Genomic DNA, 14,609 nt, shown 5'->3' with positions numbered 1-14,609 from the left:
CCCATGATCGCACTCTGCAATCATATGTTACCTAAAACAAATTGATTCTTATCCCCAGTACCTACTTAATAGAGACACAATAAAAAGCTCGAACATCGCTTTTGCGTATCAAAAATACTTCTCCCTGATCTGTTGGATGAGCCCGACCGGTAGAACGGGTATTGCTCACAAGCCCTAAGGACACTGCATGACACTTCGAAACTTCTTCGGCAACATGGCCATCCGAACGAAACTGGCGGGCGGGTTCGCCCTTCTGCTGCTGCTCACTATTCTGGTAGGAGTGGTTGGAAATCGCGCACTGGAGACATACAGCCAGCGATCCGACATCGTGGCCATGCTGGGCCAGGTCAACACAGGCCTCGCAGAAGCGAGGGTCGAAGAGAAGAACTTTTTGCTGTCGGGTGAGGCAGAGGATGTCCAGGCATCCCGGGCCCGCGGCGACGAGGTTCTTGCGATCACCCGCCGCATCAAGCCTTTACTCATTGTTAACGCAGACATCAGCATCCTGGAAAGCATTCAGACTGATATTGAGCAATATCAGTCGCTGATGAGCAATGTGGAGTCAAATATCAGTCAGCGGGAGGAAGCACTCGGCAGGCTTGAAACAAAAGCCCGGGTACTGGGTTCTTCGCTCAAAGCACACAGTTCGCTGTTTTTTGCATCGGCGATGTTTGAGGATATGCGTCGTTCGGAGCGTAAGTTCCTCGTGGAGCGTGATCCCAAAAGCGTCAAGTCGTATCTTGAGGATGCCAAACGGATGCAGGGCCCGCTAAAATCAGCCGCCATCAGCGCGGAAGAAAAGACGCAGATCGCCAAGGCACTTGAATCCTACACAGCCGAATTCCAGAGCGTCGTGAGCCTGACCGAATCCAGCGAACAGTTATCGCAGGACATGGTCACAACGGCCAGCCGTGTTATCGATTCGGCGAACAGCCTGCGCGAGAGGCATGCGGGCAAGATGGAATCTGACCGCCATCAGGCCACAACCCTGATTTTTGGTGCAACCGGCGTAGCAGTGTTGCTTGGTATTCTGATGGCTTACCTGATTACCAGGGCTATCACCTCCCCTATCAATCACGCCGTTGCAATCGCTTCGGAGGTTGCCTCCGGCAACCTGTCGGTTCGTATCGACAACAACAGGACGGACGAGATAGGTCGCCTGATGGCCGCTCTGGCAACGATGGTCAGTGGTCTGCGGGAGCTTGTCAGGAGCATTGAATCCGGAGCAACTAACATCGCGGCGTCTGCCGAAGAGCTTTCAACAGTTACCAGCCAGACCAGCGACGGAATCAACCGCCAGAAACAGGAAACCGACCAGGTTGCGGCAGCGATGAACGAAATGACGGCAACCGTTGCCGACATTGCCCGCAACGCCGAGCAGGCATTTACAGTTGCCTCCGATGCCGTCGATCAGGCTACGGAAGGCGAACACGAGGTCAGGGAGACCGTGAGTCAGGTGAACAACCTGGCTCAGGAAGTCAGCCAGAGCATGGAAATCATCCAGGGCCTGCAAAAGGAAACGGCCAACATAGGGACTGTTCTGGATGTCATAAAGTCTGTTGCAGAACAGACAAACCTGCTGGCACTGAACGCCGCGATTGAAGCTGCCCGGGCAGGTGAACAAGGCCGTGGCTTTGCCGTTGTTGCTGATGAAGTGCGCTCCCTGGCCCAGCGAACCCAGAGTTCTGCTCAGGAAATCGAGACCCTTGTGTCATCTCTGCAAAGCAGTGCAGGAAATTCCGTATCCGCAATGGAATCCAGCGCAACACTGGCTTCTGAAACACTCAAACGGGCCACGGCTACGGGTACGTCCATCGAGCGGATCACGCGATCGGTAGAAGAAATCAAGCAGTACAATAATCAGATTGCGACGGCATCGGAACAGCAAACGTCTGTAGCGGAAGAGATCAACCAGAACATCACCAGCATTCGTGACGTTACCGATCAATCGGCGGCATCCTCCAATCAGACCGCCAGCTCCAGTTCGGAGTTGGCAAAGCTGGGCAGCGAGTTGCAGACTCTGGTATCCCGGTTCAGGCTCTGAAAACGCTCAGATTGCCTGTTCATCCAACGCCTCACGAATAGCGCGCACGGCGGCAACTGACTCCGGGTTGTCGCCGTGAACGCACAAGGTATCCGCCTCAAGGTATAGCGGCTTTCCAGTAATAGTCTGGATCGCCTCGCCCCGGGAAATGGCCAATACCTGGCCCAGGATAGTGTCAGAACTATGATGCACTGCGCCCTGAGTGCTGCGGGGTACAATGTATCCTTCTTCGTCATAGGCGCGATCGGCAAATGCCTCCAGCAGCAATTCGACTCCGTACTCGGCACAAACGGCTCTCAACGGCTGGTTGTCTGCGGTCGTCATCGCCATGAGTGCAAGGTTCCCGGGAGACTTGCTTAGCGCACTGAGAATAGCCCGGAGAACAGGTTCATTCCGCATCATGTCGTTATAGAGCGCACCATGTGGCTTTACGTAACTGAGGCTCCCTCCCTGCGCGGCGGCAATCTGGTTGAGAGCTCCCACCTGATAAAGCACCATGGCGTAAATTTCATCTGGGCTGCAAGCCATTGAGCGTCGCCCGAAACCCTGAAGATCTGGGTACGCCGGGTGAGCCCCCAGGGCTACTTTGTGCCGCAGCGCCAATCCCACCGTATTGTACATAACCAGTGGATCCCCGGCGTGGAAGCTGCAGGCTATGTTCGCCTGGTCGATATACGGCATCACCTGCTCGTCCAGGCCCATCGTCCAGGCACCGTAACTTTCACCAATATCACAATTCAGTAGCATGTCCGCCTCGCGATTCAATCTGAAAGAGCCAAAATCCCCGAATGAATGGTACTACCATGAGCAGCATGATGCTGCTCTCCAGCATTCCCGACTCAGCCACCGTATGCACTTCACGCTGAATCAGCTCTCTTAATGTTGCCTTAATTATTTGTCCGCAGACTACCCACTCACCATTAAGAGCGTCTGCGACGCCTGACCGATTCAGGAGAGATTCGTGAGAGTAGTCCGATCATGGTTATTGATGCTAGCCACCCTGATAATTTTGGCAACAAGCCTGTCAGCTTTCGGCCAGTCCACGTTGGAGAATAACAGCGAGTTTTTGCCCGTAGACCAGGCCTTCCGGTATAGCCTGCAGGACAATCGTGACGGAACCCTTACCCTGTCCTGGGATATTGCTCCAGGCTACTACCTGTACCGTAAAAGGATGCAGGTTGAAGGCCACGATACTGGTCTCAGCAATGTAAACTACCCCTCGGGCACAATCATTACCGACGAGTTCTTCGGCGATTCAGAAGTCTACTTCAAGCATGCTGATGTGCTGATCGAAGCCGGCGAGGCCACCGCTCTTGACCTGAGCTGGCAGGGCTGCGCAAAAGCAGGGCTGTGTTATCCGCCACAATCGGTGAGCGTAAACTTCTCGGGCCAGCAGGTTCAGGCGCCGGACATCAGCGAGCCTGGCAGCAGCAATGGCGCCGTCGGCCAGAACAGTTCCGGAGACAAGACCTCACCCACAGCCAACAATGAACTGGCTGACGACCAGTCACTGGCCAGCCAACTTGCGGGCAGCGGGCTTTTGTGGAACCTGGTGATCTTCTTCGGCCTGGGGCTTCTGCTGGTTTTTACACCCTGCGTTCTACCGATGATTCCGATCCTTTCTGCGGTCATTGTTGGTAGCGATGCCCGGCGCGGTCAGGCCTTTTTACTCTCACTGGCATTCGTTGTCACCATGGCAATAACCTACGCCCTGCTGGGCGTTGCCGCTGCAATGGCCGGCGCAAATCTGCAGGCCATATTGCAGACACCTTTGTTTATCGCGCCTCTGGCCGTGATCTTCGTGTTGCTGTCACTATCCATGTTCGGGCTGTATGAGCTGCAGCTACCCGCGTTTATCCGCGACCGACTGGATCGCGTCAGCAGCCGGCAACAAGGCGGCAGCCTGGGCGGTGCAGCGGTTATGGGCTTTTTCTCTGCGCTTCTCGCCAGCCCCTGCATGACTGCGCCCCTTGCCGGTGCTCTGATTTACATTGCCGACAGTGGCAATGCCACCTTTGGCGGTCTCGCACTGCTTGCTCTGGGGCTGGGCATGGGTACACCGCTTATCGCGCTGGCAACGATCGGTTCCGGATTGCTGCCAAAACCTGGTGCCTGGATGAACGGTGTGAAAGCCGTATTCGGGTTCATTCTTCTGGCTACCGCCATCTGGTTTCTTGAACGTATTTTCGACGACTCCCTGATTCTCGCCCTTTGGGGTGCATTGGCGTTAGCCATAGGGCTGTCCGTGCGACAGGTTGTTAACACTCACAGTAAAGAGGTCTCGCTAAAAGCTTTAATAAGCAGCGTGGGCGCGATCGTCACCCTCTGGGGAGCTCTGATGATGATCGGTGCCTCCGCCGGCGGAACCCAGCCCTGGCAACCATTAGCGATACTGGCTGGTTCCGGCAACGCCACGCCGGTTGCCGGTAAACTTCACGCACGCTTCGACGATTTCAAGTCTGTCGCCGATCTGAACCGGGCAGTCGCGAATGCCGGCAGGAAAGGCCAGTGGACGCTGGTGGATTTCTACGCTGACTGGTGTGTCTCCTGCAAAGTGATCGAAGACGAGGTTTTTGGCGACCCCGAGGTTGTGGCGGCACTTTTAAACATACAGCTACTGCGCGCCGATGTGACCGCTAACGACAAGCTGGACCGGGAACTCATGCGCGAACTGCAGGTCGTAGGCCCTCCAACCATTCTTATTATTGGCCCTGACGGCCAGGAATATCGTGCCCAGCGCACCACCGGCGAAGTTTCCGCCAGGCAATTCCTGGAACGCCTTGCAGCTGCGAGCCAATCATGACAAGGAGTGATAATGTTATCGGTCAATCTTGGCCCACTGAGCCTGCCTCTGGCTCAGCTTCTGTTGATCAGTGCGTTTATAATTGCGCTGATGGTTGGTGCTATCACCGGGCGCAAAGAAGGTATTCCCATAGCCGGAACCCTGTCTGATATTTTCCTGGTTTCTCTGGTGGCAGCGCGTATCGGCTTTGTCATCCAGTACTTCGAACACTACCAGGAAAACCTCTGGGGCATCATTGATATCCGGGACGGGGGCTTTCACGTCATCGCCGGCCTGCTCGGCGCACTGGCACTGACCATCTGGAAGCTCTGGCGCCACCCCAAAATCCGCAGACCACTGGCGATTGCTGCAGCTTCGGGCCTGCTGACCTGGGGCTCTGTTTCACTGCTGGTAACCTTGATGGAAAGCAGCTCCAGAGGCATACCCGAGGCCACGTTCACTCTGCTGGACGGCACCCCGGTTGCGCTGGCAGAAGTGGCTGATAACAAGCCGATGGTAGTAAACCTATGGGCCAGCTGGTGTCCGCCGTGCATCCGGGAAATGCCGGTACTGGAACAAGCCCAGCAGAACAACCCTGATGTCATCTTCGTATTTGTGAACCAGGGCGAACAGCCCGAAACCATTACCCAATTCATGGACCAGCATAAACTCTCGCTGCAAAATGTTTTGACGGATACCAGCGCCAGCCTTGGCCGGACTACAGGCAGCCAGGCCCTGCCAACAACGCTCTTTTACGACGCCAACGGCCAGCAGGTAGACGCCCACCTTGGAGAGCTGTCGTACGCAACCCTTGCTCACAATCTCAGTAGCTTTGACACCGACTGAACCTGGCCCGGTGAAACGGAAACTAGTATGGGCAGCCCAGAATCCCACTTTATTGATATTTTATCGGTATAATAGCGACAATATACCCTCACTTTCTTGGCAATAAGTTTGACAGCATGAGGGCTCGCGACTAGTTTTGATCAGATAAAGCACAGAACCGGTTTTGCTAACGACCTTCAGATCTGTGCTTTAAAAAATACAACAACCGACACAACTGATGTCCACCCGTGGATGTCTGCGCCAGGAGGCAAGCATCATGAAAAATAGCACTACACCCTATCGCCAACGCCCTGTTTCTGCCCCTTATCTCAAGCGATTTAGCAGCGTGCTTACAGCCGCAGCCCTGACACTGGCAGTTGGCAGCGCTCAGGCCGCAGACTGGGATATGCCCACACCCTATGGCGACTCCAACTTTCACACCGTCAACATCCGCCAGTTCGCTGACGATGTGCGGGAAGCTACAGACGGCGAGCTGGACATTACGGTTCATAGCAGTGGTTCTTTGATAAAACATCCGGAAATCAAAAACTCCGTGCGTCGTGGACTGGTTCCCATCGGTGAACTGATCATGTCGCGGCTTGCCAACGAAGATCCGCTGTTTGAAGTCGACTCCGTACCCTATCTCGCGAGTGATTACGACCAGGCCTGGAAACTGTGGCAAGCATCAAAAGATGTACTCTCCAAGCGCTTGGAGAGCCAGCGTCTGAAGCTTCTTTTCGCAGTGCCTTGGCCTCCTCAGGGCATTTACACCCAGTTTGAGGTGAAAACCGGTGAGGAACTGAAAGGTGTAAAGATGCGCGCCTATAACAAGTCCAGCGAAAGGCTCGCAGAGCTGCTTGGCGCACTGCCAACTCAGGTCGAAGTGCCGGACATACCAACAGCGTTTGGAACAGGTCGCGTTGATGCGATGATCACTTCCCCTTCTACCGGTGCCAACACCCGAGCCTGGGATTACCTGACTCATTTCAACCATGCCCAGCTGTGGCTACCCAAAAACATGGTGGTTGTTAACGCAAAGGCCTTTAACAGTCTGCCGGAAGACGTCCAAAAGGCACTGGAAAGCGCAGCCGAAACGGCAGAAAAGCGAGGCTGGGCAGCCAGCAAAGCGGAAACTGACGCTAAAATTAAAATCATGCGCGACAACGGCATTACGGTATCTGAGCCCTCGCCAGAACTGGTCAAACACCTACAGAAAATCGGTGACACCATGACTGAGGAATGGCTGGAACGCGCCGGTGAGAGCGGCCAGGCTCTTGTTGATGCATATCACAAGCAGTAATCATAACGCTGTGTCACGGCAACCAGGGATTGGCTGCCGTGGTGATTGCACAGGCTCCTGCCCTGCCACGAAGACTAAACCAAGAGAGTAGCCCCATGCGCAGAGCGCTTGATGCATTTTACAGGCTGGGCGGCGCACTTTCAGCCCTGCACCTGACCCTCATCATGGTATTAATCGTGGCACAGGTGCTGGGTCGCGTACTCGACAAGCTCCTGGTGTGGGCAGGCTTCAACGCGCTGGGACTCAATGTACCAGGGCTTGCAGAGCTGGCTTCATTCCTGCTGCTTGGTGCAACTTTTTTTGGTCTCGCCTATACATTCTGGCAAGGTGGCCATATCCGCGTCACGCTAGTCCTTCAGCACTTACCCAAATCCTTACACCGAGTCATGGATACGGCGGTAACTCTGGCTGCCGTTGTTATTACCGGCTTTGCCACATGGCACAGCGCACGCCTGGCATTGGACAGCTACGATTATGGCGATCTCTCCATCGGCATGGTGCCTGTGCCACTCTGGATCCCTCAGGCCGTAATGACTGTGGGCCTGCTCTGGTTGTTGGTTGCTTTACTGGACGCATTTTTTTCACTCGCCAGTGGCCGTATCCTCCAGTTGCAAAACGAAACACCTCAGGAGTAGGCACATGGATATGATCTGGGTGAGTGTGCTGCTGCTTTGTCTGCTTCTGGCATTTCTGGGCGCAGGGCTATGGGTTGCGTTTTCATTAACCGCTATTGGTTGCATTTCGCTGTATTTTTTCAGCGGCATCCCGGTGGGTGCCAGCCTGTCCACGGCGTTTTACAGTGCCAGTGTGTCCTGGGATCTGGCTGCGCTTCCAATGTTTATCTGGATGGGGGAGGTACTGTTTCGCTCGCGCCTGTCCGAAGAGATGTTTCGGGGCATTTCACCCTGGGTTGGTAAGGTGCCCGGTCGGCTCCTGCACACCAACATTATTGGCTGCGGCATCTTCGCGGCTATATCCGGCTCATCAGCCGCTACAGCTGCGACCATCGGCAAAATGTCGATCCCGGAACTCAGCCGGCGGGGCTATAACAAAAACCAGATTCTCGGAACACTGGCCGGATCTGCCACGCTGGGCCTGCTGATTCCTCCTTCGATTATCCTGATCGTTTACGGAGTAGCAACCGAACAATCCATCGCCCGTCTCTTCGTTGCCGGCATTCTGCCCGGGTTGATGCTGATGTGTCTGTTTGCCGGCTACGTCATGATCTGGTCGCTGATGAACCCTTCCGGCGTGCCCGCAGGCGAATCCGAATCCTTCTCTTTCGGGGACAAAATACGCCGCAGCCGCCCTCTTATTCCAGTGATGCTTCTGATTATCGGGGTTATCGGTTCTATCTACGCGGGCCTTGCATCGCCTACAGAATCCGCAGCCATCGGCGTGGCTCTGGCACACCTTCTGTCCTGGAAAAGTGGCTCAATGAGCCGGGACACCTTTGTCAGCGGGTTGATGGGAACGGTAAAAACCTCATCAATGATTGCCTTCATTCTGGTGGGAGCCCACTTTCTGACAACCTCGATGGGCTTTACTGGTCTCCCACGGGAACTCGCGGCCTGGATAAACACTCTGGGTTTATCGCCCTATATGTTGCTGATGGCACTAACCCTGTTCTTCATTCTTCTGGGGTGCTTTCTGGACGGTATCTCGGTTGTGGTTCTTACAACATCGGTGATTCTGCCAATGGTTGAGGCCGCAGGCATTGATCCTCTGTGGTTTGGCATTTACCTCGTGATCGTTGTGGAAATGAGCCAGATAACCCCGCCGGTGGGGTTCAACCTCTTCGTCATCCAGGGGCTGACCGGAGAAAACATTCTCCGTATTGCCTGGGCGGCACTGCCTTACTTCCTGTTAATCCTGAGCGGCGTAATACTGATTACCCTGTTCCCGCAGATTGTGACCTATCTGCCTGGAAAGATGGGGAATTAGCAAAGCCCTGAACTGACAAGCCAGAGAAACACTGTTTACAGAGATTTGTTTCATGATGAAAAAAACCAATGATCCCTCGCACAACCCGGACCAGGGCGACGCACACCGAAAAGTGGGGCCAATTGTCTCGTCCGCCCACCTGGCCTCCGATAGTGCAATGGAATTATCTGAACTGGAATTCGGCCTGATTGTCGCTGGTAACGCCTTTAATCGCTGGATGGTGCGCTGTATGAACGCTGCTGGCCTGCCAGAGTTAAGCCCTCTGGATATACTGGTGCTACACAGCGTGAACCACCGCGACCGCGCGAAAAAAACCGCTGACATTTGCCTGGTGCTGAATGTGGAAGACAGCCATACCGTAACCTACGCCCTCAAGAAACTACTGAAGCACGGAGTGGTAGGGTCAGAAAAGCACGGTAAAGAGACTTTCTATTCGGCCACTGAAAAAGGCAAGTCCGTGTGCCACCGCTACCGCGAAATCCGCGAAGAGTGCCTGGTGGATTCATTACGGACTTTAGGCTTCTCAGGCGCCGATACCGGAGCGGTGGCGGGCTTCCTGAGAGGGATATCCGGGCTTTACGACCAGGCGGCGCGCTCTGCTGCATCGCTGTAAGTCGTAGCGCCCGCACCGGCAAACCCTGCCGGCCAGCAGGTTGATCATGTTGATGCTGCGGGAAGCATAGAACCAACACCGGACATCATGCCACCGTGGCTATCAGCCGCTGCTGTCAGCCTAAAGGGGATACTCTTCATGTAACCCGGGCATAATGACCTCAGTATTGCTGAGCTGGCCCGCAAAGGATTCCATAGCATCTTGCTCACCATGAACCAGGAACGTCCGCGCGGGACTCCCCGTTCGGCGGTGCCAGGACAGGAGCTCGTCACGATCAGCGTGAGCAGAGAATCCGCCAATGGTATAAATGTTGGCACGCACCGGAATATGCTCGCCAAACATGTGGATTTCTTTGGCGCCATCCACAATCAGCCTGGCCAGGGTGCCTCTTGCGGCAAACCCGACAAACACGATGCTGGAGTCCTTCCTCCACAGGTGGTGTTTCAGGTGGTGACGTACCCGGCCACCGGTGCACATGCCGGAACCGGCCATTATGACCGCACCCCCGCCAACCCGGTTGAGTGCCATAGACTCGGACGTCTGGCGCGTGAAATGGAGCCCGGGAAAGTTAAAAGGATCCTGTCCGTTGGTAAACAGATCGCAGGCCTCCTGGTCATAACACTCGTCATGACGACGGAATATTTCCGTGGCAGAAATCGCCATGGGAGAATCCAGAAAGACCTGGATTGAACCCGGCAGGCTACCGTCCTTCACCCCTTCCCGAAGGTAATAGAGAATTTCCTGCGCCCGTTCCAGGGCAAAGGTCGGAATAATGACATTTCCCCCCGCAGCAAAGGTGGTGTTTATTGCTTCGTAAAGTTCTTCAATAGACGGCTTCAGCGTCTTGTGCAGACGGTCACCATAGGTCGTCTCCATCACCACGACGTCCACGTCTGAAGGCGGGTTCGGGTCACGCAGAATGGCGCGTCCCTGGTAACCCAGATCACCGGAGAACAGCACCCGCTTCTTTTCTCCGTTCTCCTCCAACTCCAGCAAAACGGATGCAGAACCCAGAATATGACCGGCATCGGAAAAGGTCACCCGGATGCCCTCATCCAGCTCTATGGGCTTTTGATAGGTTGCCGTTCGTCCAAAATAATCGAGGCAGTTGAGCGCATCCAGAACCGTGTAAAGCGGGCCGATCAACTTTTCTTTATCGTGCCCGTGTCGCGCATGTCTCCGGGCCTGCCGCTCGGCCTCCTCCTCTTGCAGACCCGCCGAATCCAGCATAACAAGCTTGGCGAGCTCCCTGCTCGCTGAAGTCGTGATAATTTCGCCACGGAACCCCCGGTTCACCAGCAGAGGAATTCGCCCGCAATGATCGAGGTGAGCGTGGGTAAGCAGCAGGTAGTCTACATCCGCAGGATCAAAGCCAAGGGCCTCCCGGTTTTCTTCATTCAATTCACGCCCGCCCTGGTAAAGCCCGCAATCGATCAATATCTGCTTACCGCCACATTGCACAAGATGACACGAACCGGTGACACCCAGATCAGCGCCGTGAAATGAAATTTTCATCAGTCTGTTCCTTCTAGTGATTGTCAGGTAGAGGGTTTCCGCTGGCTCGATGCCAGTGTCGGATTCCTTCCCATATTTCTTCGGCCACAAGGAAATCCACATCCACCGCTTTTCGCCAGAATGACTCGCCCACCAGCACCACCGGTAAAGGCGCAATCGTGCGAGTCTGAACCAGAGTCAGAGTTTCGAACAGCTCATCCAGGGTGCCATAGCCACCGGGGAAGGCGACCAAAGCCTTCGCCCGCTTGAGGAAATGCAGTTTACGCATGGCAAAATAGTGAAATCGAAAACAAAGGTCCGGGGTAATGTAGGGATTCGGAAACTGCTCGTGTGGCAAAGTGATATTCAGCCCTACAGATTTGGCCCCCATGTCAAAAGCGCCACGATTCGCCGCCTCCATTATACCCGGCCCACCCCCCGTAACCAACGTGACACGTGGATCTTCCGGGCCTTTGCCACATTGTGCCACCAGCTTTCCGAGTTCCCTGGCCTCCTCGTAGTAACGGCTTTTCGATTCAATGGACCGGGCCACAGAAAGGTGGCGCTGAACTTCCTGATTCCCGGGATCCGCCGCCAGCGCCTCCTCCAGAGCCCTGACTTTGCGCCGAGCGGCCTCTGGCTGATGCAGGCGGGTACTGCCAAACACCACGATCGTGTGCTCAATTCCGTGTTTCTGGAGCAACAACTCGGGCTTCAGATAGTCAATCTGCAAACGTACACCGCGGGTATCATCCTGATTCAGAAACGAGACATCGCGGTCCGCCTGACGATAGCCTGGGCTGGTAATCAGGGCTTCAACCCTCGCGAGTGCTTCCGGATCATCCTCCGCTGCTTTCGGGCTTTGCCATGGCAGAGGTTCCCTTCGTTCAATTGGATGAACGGGCGGTGGCACAGCCCCACAGGGAGCTCCATCTTTGGACATAAAATTCGTCACCTCATCGCAGATTCATTGATTCAAACGTCACTCAACTGTGCCCTCATGCCGCAACATGCGATAGGTAAGGACCTTGATTGCATCATTTACCATCCGCCAGGATCACATTGCCAATCTTGATACGGATAACGTCCCCGGGCACCAGTTCGCGGAAGGGTACCGTTTTATACTCGCCCTCCCGCAATACTGTCGCCTCTCCGGCCAGCCCCTGCTTCAGAGCCTTTAATGCAAGGATCGCTGCAATCTCGATCATCCATGGAATCGGCCCCCAGAAACGACGGAAAATCCGGTGCCAGAAAGACACTTCCTTTTCCTGAACTTAGCACCGGTGATGATCCGGTAAACAAGGAAAGAGGCGAGTGTGGGCTACCCCCCCTGTTTAAAATAGTAGGGCGGGGGTCGGCTGTCCACGTTGCAGAAATGGGGAGGAAACAAAAAACCCCGCACAAGGCGGGGTTCTTTGTTTGATATGGCGCGGCTGGGAGGATTCGAACCTCCGACCGCTCGGTTCGTAGCCGAGTACTCTATCCAGCTGAGCTACAGCCGCCTAAAATCTTTTTCTCGAGATTAGACAGAGTCTACTCAAGAGGGTATTGCAAAAAGTGGTGCGGCTGGGAGGATTCGAACCTCCGACCGCTCGGTTCGTAGCCGAGTACTCTATCCAGCTGAGCTACAGCCGCACATTCATCACTTAAATCACTTATTGTGGTTGGTCGCTACTTCAACCTGTTCTCCCTTTCCTATTTAAAAGAAATGGCGGAGAGGGAGGGATTCGAACCCTCGGTACGCTTGCGCGTACGGTTCCTTAGCAGGGAACTGGTTTCAGCCACTCACCCACCTCTCCTTGAGAACGGGGAGCATACTACCATAATTTTTCTGTTTTCATAGGGTTGACAAGATTTTTTTAGCCCTCATTTTCCCTGAATACAAAAAACCGCCCGAGTTTTGCCTGAACGGGCTTTTGCAATACTCAACTGTTGCCAAGCTCCTCCGGCTCATCCACGCCTTTTTCAGACTGGATACGCTGGTAAATTTCTTCCCGGTGCACTGCAACTTCTTTCGGTGCATTTACGCCAATACGCACCTGATTGCCCTTTACCCCAAGCACAGTGACTGTAACGTCATCACCGACCATCAGAGTTTCGCCAACACGGCGAGTTAAAATCAACATATCCCTTACTCCCTATCCAGAGCTACCTGTTCCGACAAGTAATATTTTAGTTAGTTCGACGCTTATAGTGAGAACACTGGTAAACCAGACGACACAAACCCTTTATACGACCAAACACAATCATAAGGCCAGAAAATGGGTCTCTTTTTATAAGGTTTCTTCTACCCCAGGCTTGTCGAGCTCAAATGCACTGTGAAGAGCACGAACCGCAAGCTCAAGATATTTTTCGTCAATCACCACCGAAATCTTGATTTCCGATGTGGAAATCATCTGAATATTAATACCCTCAACAGAAAGTGCCTCAAACATTTTGGTTGCCACTCCCGCATGAGAGCGCATACCTACGCCGACAATACTGACCTTGGCAATTTTGCTATCACCACTGACTTCACGGGCACCCAGCTCGTCCGCAACCCGCTGAAGCACTTCTTTCGCGCGTTTGAAATCGTTACGGTGAACGGTAAAGGTGAACGCAGTCCGGTTATCCTCACCAACGTTCTGGACAATCATGTCCACATCAATGTTGGCATCACTCACCGGCTTCAGAATGCGTAATGCGCTACCCGGGGTGTCGGGCACACCCGAGATCGTAACTTTGGCTTCATCACGGTTAAAAGCGATGCCGGAGACGACCGGTTGTTCCATGGCGGTATTTTCCTCAAGTGTAATCAGAGTACCCTCACCTTCCTGAAAGCTGGAGAGAACTCTTAACGGAACGTTGTATTTGCCCGCAAATTCTACGGCACGAATCTGGAGCACTTTGGAGCCCAAGCTCGCCATTTCCATCATTTCTTCGAATGTAATGCGCTCCAGACGGCGGGCACTATCGACCACTCTGGGATCGGTGGTATAAACGCCGTCTACATCGGTATAAATCTGGCACTCATCTGCCTTCAGTGCGGCAGCCAGAGCGACCGCAGTGGTGTCAGAACCACCCCGGCCCAGAGTCGTAATATTGCCATTCTCATCTACGCCCTGAAATCCAGCAACCACCACAACACGGCCGGCATTCAGGTCTTCACGCATACGCTGCTCATCAATCTGTTTGATACGGGCCTTGGTGTGCGTATTGTCGGTGAGTATCCGAACCTGGGATCCGGTATAGGAGCGAGCATCACAACCGCGCTTCTGCAGCGCCATGGAAAGCAGAGCGATCGTTACCTGCTCGCCGGTTGAGATCAGAACGTCCATCTCACGGGGAACAGGCTCTTCCATAATATCGTTGGCCAGAGCGATCAACCGGTTGGTTTCGCCACTCATGGCAGAAACCACGACCACAATATCGTGGCCCTCACGGCGGAAACCGCAGACCTTCTCCGCAACTGCTTCTATGCGCTCGGTTGTACCTACCGAGGTGCCACCAAACTTCTGAACCAACAGCGCCATTGTCGTTCCAATATCTGAATCAGGGATCTGTGACAGAGCGGGAAGCTCTGCCCGTCAAAAAACAAGCGGCCAGAATTATAAACCCCGACCGCTTC

Annotated in this window: 13 protein-coding genes and 3 tRNA genes; 7 read left to right on the top strand and 9 right to left on the bottom strand. The window is 54.3% G+C overall.

Features of this window, described 5'->3' with window-relative positions; genetic code table 11:
• Nucleotides 1-187: 187 nt before the first annotated feature.
• Nucleotides 188-2,044, top strand: a complete 1,857-nt coding sequence (locus tag BUA49_RS11815; protein WP_072797992.1) for a methyl-accepting chemotaxis protein — start codon at nucleotides 188-190, stop codon at nucleotides 2,042-2,044.
• A 6-nt stretch (nucleotides 2,045-2,050) separates the two neighbouring features.
• On the opposite strand, the gene BUA49_RS11810 is transcribed toward BUA49_RS11815, so the two are convergent.
• Nucleotides 2,051-2,791, bottom strand: a complete 741-nt coding sequence (locus BUA49_RS11810; protein WP_072797990.1) for a 5-oxoprolinase subunit PxpA — start codon at nucleotides 2,789-2,791, stop codon at nucleotides 2,051-2,053.
• Between the two features lie 241 nt (nucleotides 2,792-3,032).
• On the opposite strand from BUA49_RS11810, the gene dsbD reads away from it, so the two are divergent.
• The 6 genes from dsbD to BUA49_RS11780 all read left to right on the top strand — a co-directional run bounded on the left by dsbD (nucleotide 3,033) and on the right by BUA49_RS11780 (nucleotide 9,508).
• A complete protein-coding gene (gene dsbD, locus BUA49_RS11805; RefSeq protein WP_072797989.1) occupies nucleotides 3,033-4,847 on the top strand; it encodes a protein-disulfide reductase DsbD in 1,815 nt (604 codons plus the stop codon).
• Between the two features lie 12 nt (nucleotides 4,848-4,859).
• Nucleotides 4,860-5,672 (top strand): TlpA disulfide reductase family protein, encoded by an 813-nt coding sequence (locus BUA49_RS11800; RefSeq protein WP_072797987.1) that lies wholly within the window; start codon nucleotides 4,860-4,862, stop codon nucleotides 5,670-5,672.
• A gap of 256 nt (nucleotides 5,673-5,928) precedes the next feature.
• Entirely contained in the window at nucleotides 5,929-6,951 is a 1,023-nt protein-coding gene (locus BUA49_RS11795; protein ID WP_072797984.1) for a TRAP transporter substrate-binding protein, read from the top strand.
• 95 nt (nucleotides 6,952-7,046) lie between these two features.
• Nucleotides 7,047-7,586, top strand: coding sequence for a TRAP transporter small permease (locus BUA49_RS11790; protein WP_072797977.1), 540 nt, complete (start codon nucleotides 7,047-7,049; stop codon nucleotides 7,584-7,586).
• A 4-nt stretch (nucleotides 7,587-7,590) separates the two neighbouring features.
• Nucleotides 7,591-8,895 carry a TRAP transporter large permease gene (locus tag BUA49_RS11785; protein ID WP_072797976.1) on the top strand — a complete coding sequence of 435 codons (1,305 nt, stop codon included), beginning with the start codon at nucleotides 7,591-7,593 and terminating at the stop codon, nucleotides 8,893-8,895.
• A gap of 55 nt (nucleotides 8,896-8,950) precedes the next feature.
• Entirely contained in the window at nucleotides 8,951-9,508 is a 558-nt protein-coding gene (locus BUA49_RS11780) for a winged helix DNA-binding protein (RefSeq protein ID WP_072798650.1), read from the top strand.
• Nucleotides 9,509-9,628: 120 nt separating this feature from the next.
• On the opposite strand, the gene BUA49_RS11775 is transcribed toward BUA49_RS11780, so the two are convergent.
• The 8 genes from BUA49_RS11775 to BUA49_RS11735 all read right to left on the bottom strand — a co-directional run bounded on the left by BUA49_RS11775 (nucleotide 9,629) and on the right by BUA49_RS11735 (nucleotide 14,514).
• Nucleotides 9,629-11,023, bottom strand: a complete 1,395-nt coding sequence (locus BUA49_RS11775) for an MBL fold metallo-hydrolase (RefSeq protein WP_072797975.1) — start codon at nucleotides 11,021-11,023, stop codon at nucleotides 9,629-9,631.
• 13 nt (nucleotides 11,024-11,036) lie between these two features.
• Nucleotides 11,037-11,945, bottom strand: a complete 909-nt coding sequence (locus BUA49_RS11770; RefSeq protein WP_072797974.1) for an LOG family protein — start codon at nucleotides 11,943-11,945, stop codon at nucleotides 11,037-11,039.
• Nucleotides 11,946-12,039: 94 nt separating this feature from the next.
• Nucleotides 12,040-12,261 carry a P-type ATPase gene (locus BUA49_RS11765; protein WP_139248782.1) on the bottom strand — a complete coding sequence of 74 codons (222 nt, stop codon included), beginning with the start codon at nucleotides 12,259-12,261 and terminating at the stop codon, nucleotides 12,040-12,042.
• A gap of 166 nt (nucleotides 12,262-12,427) precedes the next feature.
• Nucleotides 12,428-12,504, bottom strand: a tRNA-Arg gene (locus tag BUA49_RS11755).
• A 56-nt stretch (nucleotides 12,505-12,560) separates the two neighbouring features.
• Nucleotides 12,561-12,637: transfer RNA gene (locus BUA49_RS11750), tRNA-Arg, on the bottom strand.
• Nucleotides 12,638-12,711: 74 nt separating this feature from the next.
• Nucleotides 12,712-12,801, bottom strand: a tRNA-Ser gene (locus BUA49_RS11745).
• Nucleotides 12,802-12,927: 126 nt separating this feature from the next.
• Nucleotides 12,928-13,128 (bottom strand): carbon storage regulator CsrA, encoded by a 201-nt coding sequence (csrA, locus tag BUA49_RS11740; RefSeq protein WP_072797972.1) that lies wholly within the window; start codon nucleotides 13,126-13,128, stop codon nucleotides 12,928-12,930.
• Nucleotides 13,129-13,275: 147 nt separating this feature from the next.
• Nucleotides 13,276-14,514 carry an aspartate kinase gene (locus BUA49_RS11735; protein WP_072797965.1) on the bottom strand — a complete coding sequence of 413 codons (1,239 nt, stop codon included), beginning with the start codon at nucleotides 14,512-14,514 and terminating at the stop codon, nucleotides 13,276-13,278.
• Nucleotides 14,515-14,609 lie beyond the last annotated feature (95 nt).

This window comes from Marinobacter antarcticus (genome assembly GCF_900142385.1).
GTDB classification, from domain to species: domain Bacteria; phylum Pseudomonadota; class Gammaproteobacteria; order Pseudomonadales; family Oleiphilaceae; genus Marinobacter; species Marinobacter antarcticus.
Note: the sequence above shows the minus strand (reverse complement) of the source record. Positions and strands in the feature narration are given on the sequence as shown.